The sequence below is a fragment of the Streptomyces sp. NBRC 109706 genome (assembly GCF_000974485.1).
Classification (GTDB): Bacteria; Actinomycetota; Actinomycetes; order Streptomycetales; family Streptomycetaceae; genus Streptomyces.
Map to the genome: position 1 here is coordinate 257554 of NZ_BBOM01000010.1, position 11959 is coordinate 269512.

The 11959-nt window shown below is 72.2% G+C and carries 22 protein-coding genes; 4 read left to right on the forward strand and 18 right to left on the reverse strand.

Annotated elements, in window-relative coordinates:
- Positions 1–245: 245 nt before the first annotated feature.
- Complete coding sequence (locus AOM46_RS23470; protein WP_234313970.1) at positions 246–779, forward strand: type I-E CRISPR-associated protein Cas6/Cse3/CasE; 534 nt, start codon at positions 246–248, stop codon at positions 777–779.
- A 242-nt stretch (positions 780–1021) separates the two neighbouring features.
- On the forward strand, positions 1022–1675 hold the full coding sequence (locus tag AOM46_RS23475; protein ID WP_370592764.1) for an HNH endonuclease family protein: 654 nt from the start codon (positions 1022–1024) through the stop codon (positions 1673–1675).
- 149 nt (positions 1676–1824) lie between these two features.
- Here AOM46_RS23475 and AOM46_RS23480 read toward each other — a convergent pair whose 3' ends face one another.
- From AOM46_RS23480 to AOM46_RS23520, 9 genes are all read right to left on the reverse strand, one after another.
- A complete protein-coding gene (locus AOM46_RS23480; protein ID WP_062214684.1) occupies positions 1825–2472 on the reverse strand; it encodes a hypothetical protein in 648 nt (215 codons plus the stop codon).
- 82 nt (positions 2473–2554) lie between these two features.
- Complete coding sequence (locus tag AOM46_RS23485) at positions 2555–2989, reverse strand: hypothetical protein (RefSeq protein WP_062214686.1); 435 nt, start codon at positions 2987–2989, stop codon at positions 2555–2557.
- Positions 2989–3825: a nuclease-related domain-containing protein gene (locus AOM46_RS23490; protein ID WP_062214688.1), complete on the reverse strand. Its 837-nt coding sequence runs from the start codon at positions 3823–3825 to the stop codon at positions 2989–2991. Before AOM46_RS23490 ends, AOM46_RS23485 begins: the two co-directional genes overlap by 1 nt.
- Before the next feature lie 2 nt (positions 3826–3827).
- The gene (locus AOM46_RS23495) at positions 3828–4292 is read right to left on the reverse strand and encodes a hypothetical protein (protein ID WP_062214690.1); all 465 of its coding nucleotides are present in this window, start codon (positions 4290–4292) and stop codon (positions 3828–3830) included.
- Positions 4293–4357: 65 nt separating this feature from the next.
- Entirely contained in the window at positions 4358–4816 is a 459-nt protein-coding gene (locus AOM46_RS23500; RefSeq protein ID WP_062214692.1) for a hypothetical protein, read from the reverse strand.
- A gap of 108 nt (positions 4817–4924) precedes the next feature.
- Entirely contained in the window at positions 4925–5515 is a 591-nt protein-coding gene (locus tag AOM46_RS23505) for a hypothetical protein (protein ID WP_062214694.1), read from the reverse strand.
- Between the two features lie 25 nt (positions 5516–5540).
- Complete coding sequence (locus tag AOM46_RS23510; protein ID WP_062214696.1) at positions 5541–5903, reverse strand: hypothetical protein; 363 nt, start codon at positions 5901–5903, stop codon at positions 5541–5543.
- Positions 5904–5935: 32 nt separating this feature from the next.
- Positions 5936–6181 (reverse strand): hypothetical protein, encoded by a 246-nt coding sequence (locus AOM46_RS23515; protein WP_062214698.1) that lies wholly within the window; start codon positions 6179–6181, stop codon positions 5936–5938.
- Positions 6182–6224: 43 nt separating this feature from the next.
- Complete coding sequence (locus tag AOM46_RS23520; protein ID WP_062214700.1) at positions 6225–6659, reverse strand: hypothetical protein; 435 nt, start codon at positions 6657–6659, stop codon at positions 6225–6227.
- Positions 6660–6830: 171 nt separating this feature from the next.
- Here AOM46_RS23520 and AOM46_RS23525 point away from each other — a divergent pair, with 171 nt between their 5' ends.
- Complete coding sequence (locus AOM46_RS23525) at positions 6831–7103, forward strand: hypothetical protein (RefSeq protein WP_062214702.1); 273 nt, start codon at positions 6831–6833, stop codon at positions 7101–7103.
- A gap of 421 nt (positions 7104–7524) precedes the next feature.
- On the opposite strand, the gene AOM46_RS34210 is transcribed toward AOM46_RS23525, so the two are convergent.
- From AOM46_RS34210 to AOM46_RS23540, 3 genes are all read right to left on the reverse strand, one after another.
- Positions 7525–7860, reverse strand: a complete 336-nt coding sequence (locus AOM46_RS34210; RefSeq protein ID WP_158920588.1) for a hypothetical protein — start codon at positions 7858–7860, stop codon at positions 7525–7527.
- Complete coding sequence (locus tag AOM46_RS23535) at positions 7853–8794, reverse strand: hypothetical protein (RefSeq protein ID WP_158920590.1); 942 nt, start codon at positions 8792–8794, stop codon at positions 7853–7855. The genes AOM46_RS34210 and AOM46_RS23535 overlap by 8 nt, the downstream gene beginning before the upstream one ends.
- A gap of 99 nt (positions 8795–8893) precedes the next feature.
- Entirely contained in the window at positions 8894–9196 is a 303-nt protein-coding gene (locus AOM46_RS23540) for a hypothetical protein (RefSeq protein ID WP_062214708.1), read from the reverse strand.
- A gap of 109 nt (positions 9197–9305) precedes the next feature.
- On the opposite strand from AOM46_RS23540, the gene AOM46_RS23545 reads away from it, so the two are divergent.
- Entirely contained in the window at positions 9306–9575 is a 270-nt protein-coding gene (locus tag AOM46_RS23545) for a hypothetical protein (RefSeq protein ID WP_158920592.1), read from the forward strand.
- Positions 9576–9583: 8 nt separating this feature from the next.
- Here AOM46_RS23545 and AOM46_RS23550 read toward each other — a convergent pair whose 3' ends face one another.
- The 6 genes from AOM46_RS23550 to AOM46_RS34220 form a co-directional block, all read right to left on the reverse strand.
- Positions 9584–9982 (reverse strand): hypothetical protein, encoded by a 399-nt coding sequence (locus tag AOM46_RS23550; protein ID WP_062214711.1) that lies wholly within the window; start codon positions 9980–9982, stop codon positions 9584–9586.
- Positions 9983–10296: 314 nt separating this feature from the next.
- Positions 10297–10971 carry a GntR family transcriptional regulator gene (locus AOM46_RS35590; protein ID WP_062214713.1) on the reverse strand — a complete coding sequence of 225 codons (675 nt, stop codon included), beginning with the start codon at positions 10969–10971 and terminating at the stop codon, positions 10297–10299.
- Between the two features lie 16 nt (positions 10972–10987).
- Positions 10988–11266 (reverse strand): WhiB family transcriptional regulator, encoded by a 279-nt coding sequence (locus AOM46_RS36170; RefSeq protein WP_078857122.1) that lies wholly within the window; start codon positions 11264–11266, stop codon positions 10988–10990.
- Complete coding sequence (locus AOM46_RS23560; protein ID WP_062214715.1) at positions 11263–11634, reverse strand: hypothetical protein; 372 nt, start codon at positions 11632–11634, stop codon at positions 11263–11265. The genes AOM46_RS36170 and AOM46_RS23560 overlap by 4 nt, the downstream gene beginning before the upstream one ends.
- Positions 11635–11638: 4 nt before the next feature.
- Positions 11639–11782, reverse strand: a complete 144-nt coding sequence (locus AOM46_RS34215) for a hypothetical protein (RefSeq protein WP_158920594.1) — start codon at positions 11780–11782, stop codon at positions 11639–11641.
- A 14-nt stretch (positions 11783–11796) separates the two neighbouring features.
- On the reverse strand, positions 11797–11952 hold the full coding sequence (locus AOM46_RS34220; RefSeq protein WP_158920596.1) for a hypothetical protein: 156 nt from the start codon (positions 11950–11952) through the stop codon (positions 11797–11799).
- Positions 11953–11959 lie beyond the last annotated feature (7 nt).

Below are 11959 nucleotides of genomic sequence, written 5' to 3' on the forward strand. Positions count from 1 at the left end.
GCGGGTTGAGACCCTTTTCCCCGCATGAGCGGGGGTGAGCCCACGTACAGCTACTCGCATACGTGTAGCCCCTCGTGGTCCCCGCGCCAGCGGGGGTAACCCAGCTGCGGTCTCTTGTGTCCCCGCGCAAGCGGGGGTGACCCTATTCTCGCCTCCCTGTGATTGCCGTGTATCGAGTCCTGTACGACCTGCCGTCCCTGGGGTACCTGCGTCCGTCCGAGGTGTGGCGGGGCATCACCTCCCGCGTGCCGACGGAGCACACGGAAGCGTCTGAGGGCCCGCGACTGCTCTGGCGTCTGGAATCCCCCACAGAACTCCTGGTCCAGTACCCTGTGCGCCCGGACCCCACATGGCTGCTACCGGGCGCGCGCAGCCGTCCCAAGGCGTTCGCCATGCAGCAGCTCATGGATTCGCTGGCCGCCGGCCAGCGGTGGGACTTCGTGTTGGCCGCCAACACGGTCCGCCGATCAACCGGACGAGCACGTGCCCGGCAGGCGCAGGCCCAACGGGTGTCGGCACGAGAGTGGCTCACAGGTGAGACGGATGTGGATGCTGACAGCGGCACGTCCCGCGCGTACCAGTCCGGATTCCGGGTGCTGGCAATCGCCGAGACCACTCAGCGCCGCGGCGGCCCGCGCCAGGCGCACTTGGTGCGCATCACAGGTCGCCTGGAGGTTGAGGACACCGAGGCGCTGCAAGCCGCCCTTGAGGAAGGCATTGGCCGAGGGAAGGCCCAGGGGGCCGGGATGCTATCCCTCTCCCCGCTACCGCGGGGTTGATCCAAGTTCCGGGTTGGCCACCTGTGGTGGCTTGCACTGAATCCCCGCGTGCGCGGGGATGCCCCGATGAGGATGCCGTGGACACCACGGCCCCTGCATACGCGGGGAGAGATCAACGAGACCCCGGCCACGCCGGGGTCTCGTCGTGTCCCGCTCGGTCGGCTGGGCACAATGCCGAGGTGACGATCAACACCATCCCCGGCCGCACCCTGTCCGCCTCCGTGCTCGCCACGGTCCTCACCCTGACCGCCGTGGCATGCACGGAAGCTGACGACGCGGCAGCCGACACCAGTACCAGCGGCAGCCCCAGCGCGCCGGCCGACGACGCCAACCCGCCAGCCGACGACGGTTCCGACGCGGGCGGCACCGAGGCCGGGGACGCGCTCGCCCTACTCGCCGAGCTGGAGGTCGCTGCCGAGGACCGCACCGGCTACGACCGTGACCTGTTCGACCATTGGTCCAGCCAGGGCAACAACTGCAACACCCGCGAGGCCGTCCTCGCCCGCGACGGCCAGGACGTCGAGACCGACGACCAGTGCCGCGCCACCGCCGGCACCTGGGAGTCCGTCTACGACGGAGAGACCTGGACGGACGCCGCCGACCTCGACATCGACCACGTCGTGCCGCTCGCCGAGGCATGGGACTCCGGCGCCGACACCTGGACCGACGAAGAGCGGGAGGCGTTCGCCAACGACCTCGACGGGCCGCAGCTGCTGGCCGTCACCAGCAGCGTCAACCGCGCCAAGGGCGACAAAGACCCTGCCGAATGGATGCCGCCGCTGGAGTCGTACCACTGCACCTACGCCGCGGACTGGATCCAGGTGAAGCACGACTACGGCCTGGCCGTCGACCAGGACGAGCACGACGCCCTGACCGGCATCCTGGAGAGCTGCTGAACCCGATAGCCTGACGGGACGGCAGGGCATGCACGCCAAGCCGCCGCCACCCGGGCGTCCACAGTGGTGGCCGGCGGCCGAGGCCCACGGGGCCCATGCGAGAGCGCCCCTACACCAGCTCGGTGTGGGGGCGCTCTGCTGAGCGGGGGTCAGACATCCAGGCTGGCGATCCTCACCGCATCCACCAGGTGCGGGGTGGCGGCCAGAGCGAGCTCGGCGCCAGCGGACGGATCGGTTGGAGCCCGGCCCGCAGCCTCCTGGAGAGCGATACAGGCCGAGGCAGTGTGCTGCACGATCGCGCCAGCCAGCAGCTCGGCCACCGGAACCTCGAACTCGGCAGCAACAGTTCGGACACGTCCGGGGGTGACCTCCTCGCCCAGGAGCGCATCGATCGCCCCAGCCGGCGCCAGAGCTGCCCCCTGCTGGGCCGTCATCTCCGGCACCGCCGGCCGCGCCACCGGCTCGGCAGCGGTGTCCGGCTCCATGTCGAGCAGCTGCTCGACCTCAGCGAGTACCGCCCGTTCCCGGGCCGCACGCTGGCTGTCGGCCTCCTCGCTGCGCGAGATGGCAGCCCATTGGTCGCGGTCCATCTGTGTCGCCCGGTCGAGCCGCGTGGCCGCAGTGATCCCCAACATGTAGATCTCCCGGCCGGAGACGACGACCGGCTCACCTCCCGCGCCCGCAACCGTGTTGTAGACCTCGGCTGCGGCATGGCCGATCTCGGCAATGAGTTGGGCGCAGGTGGCGATGAGGTGGGTGTTCCGGCGGCGGGCGGCCGGCGGGGTGTGCGCGGTCACGTCGATCTCCAGGGAGCGGTTGGCGGGTTGATGGTGATGGTCGCTGGTCGGGCCCGGGTGTTGGGCCCGACCAGGGGCAGGATCACCCGTTCGGGTGTGTGAGGCGGTCGATGAGGCGGGCGCCGGCGGGGGTAATCGCGCTGCTCCAGCGGATACCGGGCCAGCGCCCCACGATGAGTGGCCATGCCCGGTCGACCAAGCGCTGCCCCCGGTAGGCGGGGGCGACGTATACCCAGCTGACATGCGGTGTCTCGGGCTCAACCGCGACCGCTCCGGCGAGGGATAGCCCACCTCTGGCCGATGCGGCCGGGAACGGGGTGGGCAGGGCCACGATGGTCTCGGTGCCGGGGCACCGGGCCAGGTAGGCATGGTCCTGTCCCAGGCCGGTCTCGTCGCAGAACGCCCGACTCAGCTGCTCTACCGCCTCACGGGCAGCCAGGGGCGCGGTGGGGCCGACGATCGGGTAGGACGCCCAGGGCTGGAGCTGGGCGCCCTCCTCGGGGGTCGGCGGGGTCATCAGCGGTTCCTCTCCTGATACGACGGCAGTGCGGCGCGTGCGCGGTCGGCGAGTTGACGGGCGGCGGGCGGGGCGGGGGTGGTGGTGCCGGCGCGCAGCTCAGCGAGGAGCCCAGCGGTGGGGATGATGCGGACGCCGCGCACGGTGATACCGCCACCGGCGACCGGAGCGCCGTGCACCACGATGACTGGGGTGACGGTGACGCCGCCGAGGGCGCGGGACACCTCCCGAGCCTCGTACTCGACAGAGTCCAGCGCGCGCGTCCAGTCCTCGGAGCCCCGGTAGAGGCGGCCCCGGCGGGCGTGCACGGTGCCGGTGCGTGCCGACCAGCGCTTGCTGTCCGGCATCCACACCCGGGCGCACGGCGAGATCACCAGGTGGTCGACGTTGGCCCGCCCCCGGGGCAGCGCCCGGTCGTGCAGCACCGTCCAGCCGGCGGGCAGCTGGCGGAGGATGCCAGCGGTGGCCCGCTCCCCAGCGGCGCCAGCCTCCCAGCGTGCCGCCTGGGCGCGCTGCCGGTCCCCGGCCGCATCCGGCACGCCGAGCGCGGCGAGGGCCTGGCGGCCGAGGCCGCCGCGCGCGGAACGACGCAGGTGTGCGGCGCGGGCGGCGGCCGAACTCCCGGCGTCGCCGGTGGGGTTCGGGCGGTGGCGCGGGCCGGGGACGCGGCCGGCCGGGCGCCGGCCACCGGCGGCGGTGCGCCGGCGAACGGGGGAAGCGCCCCGCCGGCCAGGCCGGCGAGGTGGTCCACCACGGCGGCGGGGCCGCCGGCCGGCCGGGGCGCGGCGGTACAGCCACACCCCGACCGCCACGAGAGCGGCGAGCAGCAGATCCACGGCTACTCCTCGTCAACGGGGTCGACAACCAGGGTGAACGTGCCGCAGTGATCGGCGGTATCGGTGGCGTGCTCGTCGTGCGCGGCGTAGCACCCTGGGCGGGTGCAGTACGCCGAGGGCCCCTCGTCCGGGGCCTCACAGTCGCTCTCCTCGCAGACCGGGCACACCTGCTCGCCCGCCAGCGCGAGAGACACCCTGATCACAGCGTCCTCATCGCAGCAGGAGCAGCCCACCACCAAAGTCCCGGCCACCCGGGCGCACCTCATCAGTGCGTCCATCAGGGGCTGCCCGGGCTCCACCCGCTCGACATGGCCGGCAACGGGCAGGCTGGCGTTGGTGGCGGCGATGGCCACGGACTGGCCGTGCGGGTCATGCAGGATCAGGTGGGCGCCGCTGACCGCCGCGCGGGTCAGCGCGGTCAGCAGGGCGTCAGGATCGTCAGCCGGGGTGCGTAGGGTGATGTGCATGGTGCTCTCTCTGGTGGGGGCCGGCCAGCCCCGGCTCGCAGGGCCGGCCAGCCAGCGGGGCGTGGTCAGGGGCGGGTGTTGGAGGTAAGCGCGGCGACGCGGGCGACGATGCCCTCGGCCGAGTCGGCGCCGACCATGTCGCGCACATGCGCCAGCAGGCCCGCGTACCGGGTCACCAGCGCCTCCAGCTCTGCGATGCGCTCGGCCTCGGCCCGCACCCGGCGCAGGTCGGAGCAGACGCGCTCTCCGATACCGGCGAGCTGCTCGGCGAGCCGCGCCGCCTCGCCCAGATCAGCGACGAGCGGGGCCAGTTCGCGTCCGCCGGCCTGCGGGGTCGGGACGGCGCCAGCGCCACGCGCCTGTTCGTCCTCCCGCTCCCACCGGGTCTGGTAGCGGGCCAGCGCCCGCCGGAACCCGCGCTCCTCCTCCGTACGCCCGTTGTTCCGGGCCTGCTCAATCTCCTCCAGCAGGGCGACGCGCACGGCCTCACGGCTGGCAGGCGGGGTGAGTTGGATGGTCTGCATATGACGTTTCTCCTCAGGGTGTTGGTGGCCGGCCCCGCCCGGGCGCCGGCCGGTGTGTGGTCAGGGGCGGATGTCGGCGGGTCGGGAAGTCCCGGCCGACCGGCAGGGTCAGTGGCTGTAGGGGCGGCGGTACGCCTCGGGGATGTCCTCCGACGGCGCCTTGGCGAGGGTCGATGCCTGGGCGGCGCTCAGGCCACGCGGGCGGCCGTCGTGCCCGGACCAGATACCCAGGGCGGCGCGGGCCGTCGCGGTCCACAGCTCCTCCCGGCTCCCGTACGCCTCCGGGTACACATCGCCCTCCACGTAGGTGACCAGGCCGTGCAGGTCGCGGTGCGACAGGTGGATGTGAGCGACGACGACGTAGGGCCACAGTCCGAGGTCCCAGCCCTCGGAGCCCCACACGCCAGGCGTTTCCCAGCCCTCGCCCCTGATGCGGGTCATCCAGTCCCAGCCGTCCTCGCCGGACTCCAGGTCGGGGGTGATGTCGGGCAGTTGGCTGGTGTGCGGCGCGGCCAGCGAGGTGACCGGCACGGTCTCGTGGGGCAGCAGGCAGACGGGCAGGCCGCCGACCCACAACGCGACGAACGGGCTGTCCTCGTCGGGCTGGCTGGTGCCGGAGACCATGCCGGTCTCGCCGTGCAGGGTGACGGTGTCGCCAACGGCGATCTGGTCGGCGCGGAGGGTGCGGGTGGCGTTCATCGGGCGCGGCTCCTTCGAGGGCTGGTCAGTTGGTGCAGCCGCCGGCGGGGCCGGCGCAGGAGTAGAGCGGGTACTGGCAGGGGGCGGGGTGGCGGACGGTGGCCTGCATCGCGGCGTGCATCTCCACGGGGTCGGTGATCAGCAGGGCCGGCGCGGGGCGCTCGGCGAGCGAGATGACGGCCAGTGGCCAGTCCGGATGCTGGACCTCGATCGGGTCCGGCCAGGTCTCGCCGGTGGCGGTGAGTGCGTAGATGCGCTGCCAGGAGGCGGGGCGCGGCCCGCTGGTGGGGGCGGTCTGGACGGAGGTGACGGTGGCTGGGGCGCCGCCGTCGGTCCGGATGACGTCGCCAGCACGGACGTGGCGGGCCTTGATCCAGGTGTAGGTCATCTCGGTGCCTCCGTAGACGTGAGAGCGGCGGGTCAGCCGTAGTAGGCGGGGTCGTAGGGGCCGGTCGGCCCGTCGGTGGCGCAGCTCCCGCAGAGCAGGTCGCCGGTGTCGGGGTCGAGGTCCCAGTCGTGGTTGTCGCGGGCGGTGTCCGGGCCGCCGGGGGCCGGGGCCCAGCAGCCGGAGCACAGGGCCTCGTCGTCCTCGGCGGGGGCCGCGTCGGCGGTGCTGATGGTGGTGAGGAGGCCAGCGAGGGCGGGGATGGCGGTGGTGATCAGCACGGCGGGCCTCCTACGGGGCGGGTCTGCGGACGGTGGTGGTCGGTCAGGCGGCGAGGGCGAGCGCGGTGTAGTCGTCGAGCGCGTAGTCGTCGTCGTCGCGGGACAGTTCGCGGGCAATGACCTCGCCGGGGGTGGCCGGCCGCTGCTCGGGGTCGGCACCGTCCACGGCCACGGTGATGGCCGGGAGCGGGGTGTCGGTGATGTAGCTCATGTGGCGGTGGACGGTGTAGGCGGTGATCCGGTCCAGGCGCCAGGAGCGCTGCTCGCCGGTCGCGCGGTCGATGATGTGGCCGGCGCCGGTGGTGTGGATGTCGTAGATCTCGATCGTGCGCACCGTCTCAACCAAGCGGCCGGTGGGGCGGCCGGTCTCATCCCACTCCTGCTTGAGGGCGGTGATGGTGACGGGCTGGTGGCGGTCGGCGGCGCGGAGGAGGTCCGCGAGGGTGCGGGTGGTGGTCTGGGTGGCGGTGCGCCTCATCGGTCCCCCTGAGGTGTTGTCCCTGTGTGGTGACTCCACCATATAGCCCAACACGTTGGGCTGTCAAGCCCAACGTGTTGGGCTATCCTGGGTGCCGTGACCCACTCCCCCCAAGGGCCCAACATGCCCACCACGAAACCGATAGCCCAACGCTGTGGGACCATGCCCCGCATGGCCAGCAGCAGCTACACACCACCTGAGAACGCCGCCGAGGTGTTCGAGCAGTACAGAGACGCCCTCGCAACAGCCCGACGCCTCAAACCTCAGGTACGCAAGCTCGCCGAGGAGGAGCTGCGCCGTGGCGTGACCGCCGGCCAGCTCGCCCACGCCACCGGCGAGACAGACGAGGTGTACCGACGCATAGCGAGAAGCCTCGGGATCGACCAAAAGCGCCCCCCCACCCGCACCTCGTTTCCGTCCGGAGAGAGCGGCGGCACCAGCTGACCTGCCGAAACTGTCAGTGCCGTGTGCTATTAGTGGATCGTCCCGGCCGGCCAACCCGCGGATAACCGGCCAACACATCCCCACGACACGGGAGTTCACATGCTCGGCGGACTGATCGTTCACCTGGGTCTGATTGTGACTGTCCTCTTCTGACAGTCAGCAGCCCCACACGTCTGTGCCCCCACCAATCATGGGTGGGGGCACAGGTGTTTCCGGGTTCTGCCCGGCGGCCGGCGCGACGAGCGGCTGTCGGCTCACGCGTCTGCGCTACTGCCGGTTGTAGGCGCGCCTGCTGCCGAGCACCCTCATGACGGTGGAGCCGCGCCACCGGCGGACGCCGTCGGTGATGTCGTCGGCGGCCGGCCACCGGCCGCGCGGGTCTGCTCCTGCTGGGCCAGATGCTCGGACGGGAGCTGCGGGGTCATCGCGCACCCCCGGCGGTGTCGATGCCGGCCAGCCAGTCGTCGGTGAGATCCGGACGATGCCGGGCCCACTGGGCGCGCGCCGCCTCGTACCGGGGCGGGTCGTAGTCCTCGGACCAATTCTCGGCGTGGGTGCGCCAGCTGGCGCGCACGGTCTCGTAGGCGGCGTCGGAGTAGTCGTAGCCCGTCGCCGGATCAATGTCGGCGATGGCAGTTCCGCGTGCGAGGCACAGCGCCGTGCGCGCGTCCGCGAGGCTGGTCCGCCTGTCGGGTCCGGGCGTCGCCGCTACGGCCATCAGCCGTGCGATGGCCCGGCGGGTGGCGCGCTCAGCCACGGTCGCCACCCCCGGCGGTGTCAGCCTCGTCGGCCATGCTGGCGACCACCCGGGCGGCAGCCGCCCAGACGGCAGACTCCAGCCGCTCAGCGTGCAGCAGCAGGCGGGCCTCCGCCTCCCGCAGCACCTCGGCGCGGGTCGTGTCGCCGTGGGGTCCGGCGAGGGCGGTGCGCAGCGCGGCGGCCTGCTCCGGCTCCAGCTCCAGCGTGTAGGGCTCCAGGTCCTCGTCGGACAGCAGCACCCGCGTCGTGTCGTCGTCGCCGTACTCGATGTCGTCCAGCCCCCACCGCAGCTGGGGCGGGTCGACCAGGTCGTCCTGCTGCTCCGCCACCACCGCGCGGGCCGCGTCACGCTGGTGCGTCAGGTCCGCGACCTGGGTGCGCAGCCGCTCCACCTCGGCCAGCAGGGCGGGCACGTCGGCGCGGCTGTGGGCGATGAACCGCCAGTCGGCCTCGGGGTACTCACTGACGTCGTCGCGACGCTCGCCGTCCGCATAGAGCGCGGAGACGTAGGCGCCGTGGTGGCAGTAGCCGTCTGAGCAGTCGCACAGCTCCGTCTCCAACCGCCACGGCCCCGGGGTCGCGGCCTCCACGCGGGCGGCGATCTCCGCCAACCGCTCCGGCACACCTACGTGCTCCGTGTGCAGCGCCGTCATCCGCGACCGCCCGCCCCCGACGTGCACCAGCACGTCGCCGGACGGCCTCACGTCGCCGCCCATCAGGCGGTGCGCCGCCTCCAGCAACTCCGGCCCGTCGGGACCCACGGCGCTGACACGCAGCCCCACCGTGCCATCCGGCTGACGCCCCACATCCCAGGAGACGCCCGTCGGGTCGCCCATGTCGGGCAGCAGGTCCAGCAACTCACCCATCACGCGATGCAGATCGCGCATTGTCGGGTGCGGGGAGGGTTCGGTCTTGCGGGTAGGCTCGGACACGGCCTACTCCTCTCTCGTAGTGGTGCAGGGGATAGGTCAGGCGCCGCGGCTGCGGCGCCCGGGCCGCTGTGTGGGGCGGCCCTCCGGCGTGGGCGGGGGTTAGGCGGCGTGCTGCTCGGCCGCAGTGATGAGGTGGCGCAGCGCGTGCTCGTCGCTCCCCGTGCGCAGCGGGACGCCGGCCGTCGGCGTCGCCTCGAATCCGGCGATCGTGGTACGGACCTCGCCAAGCCGGCGGCCCGTCTCGTCATCGACCAGCACGCCCTTCCAGCCCGGCGCCAGCACCAGCCGGCGGCCGGCGACGACCCGGATGGTCGGCATCACCACCACCAACAGGTCGGGGTGCGGGTCAGGGTCGACCTGCCCGCAGTAGGTGCGGCGGACGCGTGCGGTGAGGTTGGTCATGGTGATTGGTCCTCCGGCCGATCAATTAACTATGTGGGTACACGGTAACGTAAAACCGTGTACCCACACAAGCTGGGGTGTGGTCGAACCGTGTGGGAACATGACCGGCATGGCCGACGACGACAAGGACCACACCTTCTCGACCCGCTTCCGCATCCCACGCCGCATGTGGGCCGCCTACGGCCGCGCCCTCGGGCCCGGCCAGGACCGGACCGCCGACCTCCTCGACCACATCCGAGCCGTCATCACCACCCGCGGCGACGACCACGACCGCGCCGAGCTGGCCGGCGCAGAAGAGGAGTTGGCCGCGCGCCGCGCACGAAGAGGGGGCAGGCCGCGAAAAAGCCCGTCGAAACCCCCGCCGGACGCCAGCACCTGAACGCCGCATCACCCCCAACCACCAGCCGCTCGCACCAGCTCAGCGGGGAGCCCGTGCCCTCCCCGCGGCACCAGGGCCAGCCCGACCTCCGTCAACTCGACCTGTCTCCCTCGCGTCCCCTCACGCCACTCGCGTCCAGCCGGCCCGTGCAGGTACTGCGGCATCTCGGCCAGGTCGCCCAGGGTGATGAGCCCGCGCTCGACGGCCAGCCGTATCTGGCTGGCCTGGTAGGTGTGGCCCCACTCGTACCGCTCCAGCACGGGCTGGACCAGACCGTGCTCCCCGCTGGGGTCGCCCTCGGGCGGGGGCACCAGCCACGAGTGCGAGCCGAACTCGGCCAGCGGGTGGGAGAGTTGCAGGTCGCGCACGAGGCGGCGCACGGGCAGGGCGATGATCTGCTCAGACATGAGTGGTCCTCACGTAGTAGCGGGGGCGGTGCGACGGACGGGCCGGAAGCGGCGGGCGAGGGCGCGTAGCCGGCGGCGCGTGCCGTCACCGCCACCGGAGTTCCACCAGTTCCACGCCGCCCAGGCCGCGCCCGCCGTGTTGATCGCAGCACCGGCCCGGCTGTCGACGGAGATCGATCCCGCGAGTAGCAGGACGTGTGCCAGGACCATCCACGCGAAGAACGCGCGCGGCCGGATGTGTCCACACCTGAGGGCGAGGGATGCGCATACAAACACGCCGAGGCTGGCACTGGCAGAAACTTCCCACAACGCCATCAGAACGTCCCGTAGTTGACCTGCCAGGTCGGCAGTCCCAGGCGCCGCCACAGGGCGACGACGCGGTCGCGGTCGTCCAGCACGAGCCGCACGTTGTAGCGGCCCCTCACCTGGGCGTCGAACAGCTCGGCTTTCAGGATGTCGTCGCGGCGGTAGTCGTCGGCCGGCCGCATCCACAACTCGTCGTGCGGCACTCCGTTGCTGTACAGCCATGCCTCGGTCTCGGTCCGCCAGGTGTCGGGCCGGCCGGAGAGCAGCACGATGCCGGCGCCATAGGTATGCCGCCATGCCACCAGCGTGTCGCGCACCGGGTGGTTGAGGCGGTCGGTGTCGCAGCGGGCGAACTCGAAGGGGGCGCGGTCGTGGTGAAGGGCGAGGGTGCCGTCGATGTCGCAGAGCACGACCGGCGGCAGGGATGGGTCGGGCGTGTAGGAACGCGTAGGGAAATGTATGAAGTTGCCCCGGCCATGCTGTTTGTCGACGAGCCCCTGAGTGACGAGCACGGCAAGAGCCTGGCGCAGGGTCGGGACTGAGACCCCGTAGTGGCTAGCGAGGCGGGCCTCGGACGGCAGGATCTGACCGTGAGCCAGGCTGCCGCCCATGATCTGCTCGCGGACGTCGGCGGCTATGCGCTGGTAGTGCGGCTGGCGACGTTCGGGGGGCGGTTCGAGCACAGGGCTTCCTCTTCGTCTATCGGCGCGGCCTGCGGCGGCGCACGGTCTTACGGTCGTCTTGGGTGAGGCCGCCCCAGACGGCGGTGCCGGCCTCGGTGGGGTGGTCCAGTGCCCAGTCGCGGCATGCCTGCCGGACGGGGCAGGTGGCACAGATGGCGCATGCGTCTCGCTGTTGGGCTGGGGTGCCGCCGTCGTGGATGCGGCTGCCAGTACAGGGCGGGGGCTCCGGCAGCCCGCGGAGGAATGGGGGTACGCCTCGGAGCCATTCGGCGGGCCAGGCAGGGTCAGGGCTCATGTGCGCCTCCGGCGGCGGTAGTCGGTGAGGGACACCACGCCGGCCGGCAGCCCGGTGGCGCTACGGCGGCGAGCCTGCGGCGCGGGACGGGGCTGTTCGGCGTGCGTGTCGGCCCGTCCGCCGGGCCGCTGTGGCTGGTTGGCCGCGCACGTCGCGGCGTGCGGGACGCACACGCGTTCCCACGGCATCGCCGGCCGCTCCGCAGTGATCCGGCGGGAGCGCAGGCGTCCGGTCGCGTCCCGGTGCACGGCGGTGTTGCCGTACTGAGGGTCCGGGGTCGGGTCGATGAGCAGCATGCGGCCGGCCTCGGTCGTCGTGACGGCGACCGGGGCCAGGCAGCGGCGGCACAGCGGGTGTCGGGCGGGCATGGCGTCAGGCGTCGTCCTTGCCGAACGCCGGCAGGCCGGGAGTGGTGGGCCCGACGTCCTCGACCCTGATCTGGCGGGGGCGCCCAGCAGCGTCTACGTCGGCGGGGTGGCAGGCCGCGTAGACCTGCCCGGGGTGGATGGTGTGCATCAAAAGGGCTCCTGTCAGTCGTCGACAAGGACGATCAGTGCGTGGCCGAGCCAGGTGACGACGGCGACGATCAGGCCGACGATGGCGGCGAGTTGACTGTCTGAGGTGAGGGCGTAGGTGCCGCCGCCGGAGAGGGCGCCGAGGAGCAGGCCGAGGAGGAAGAGAGGCATGTGAGGG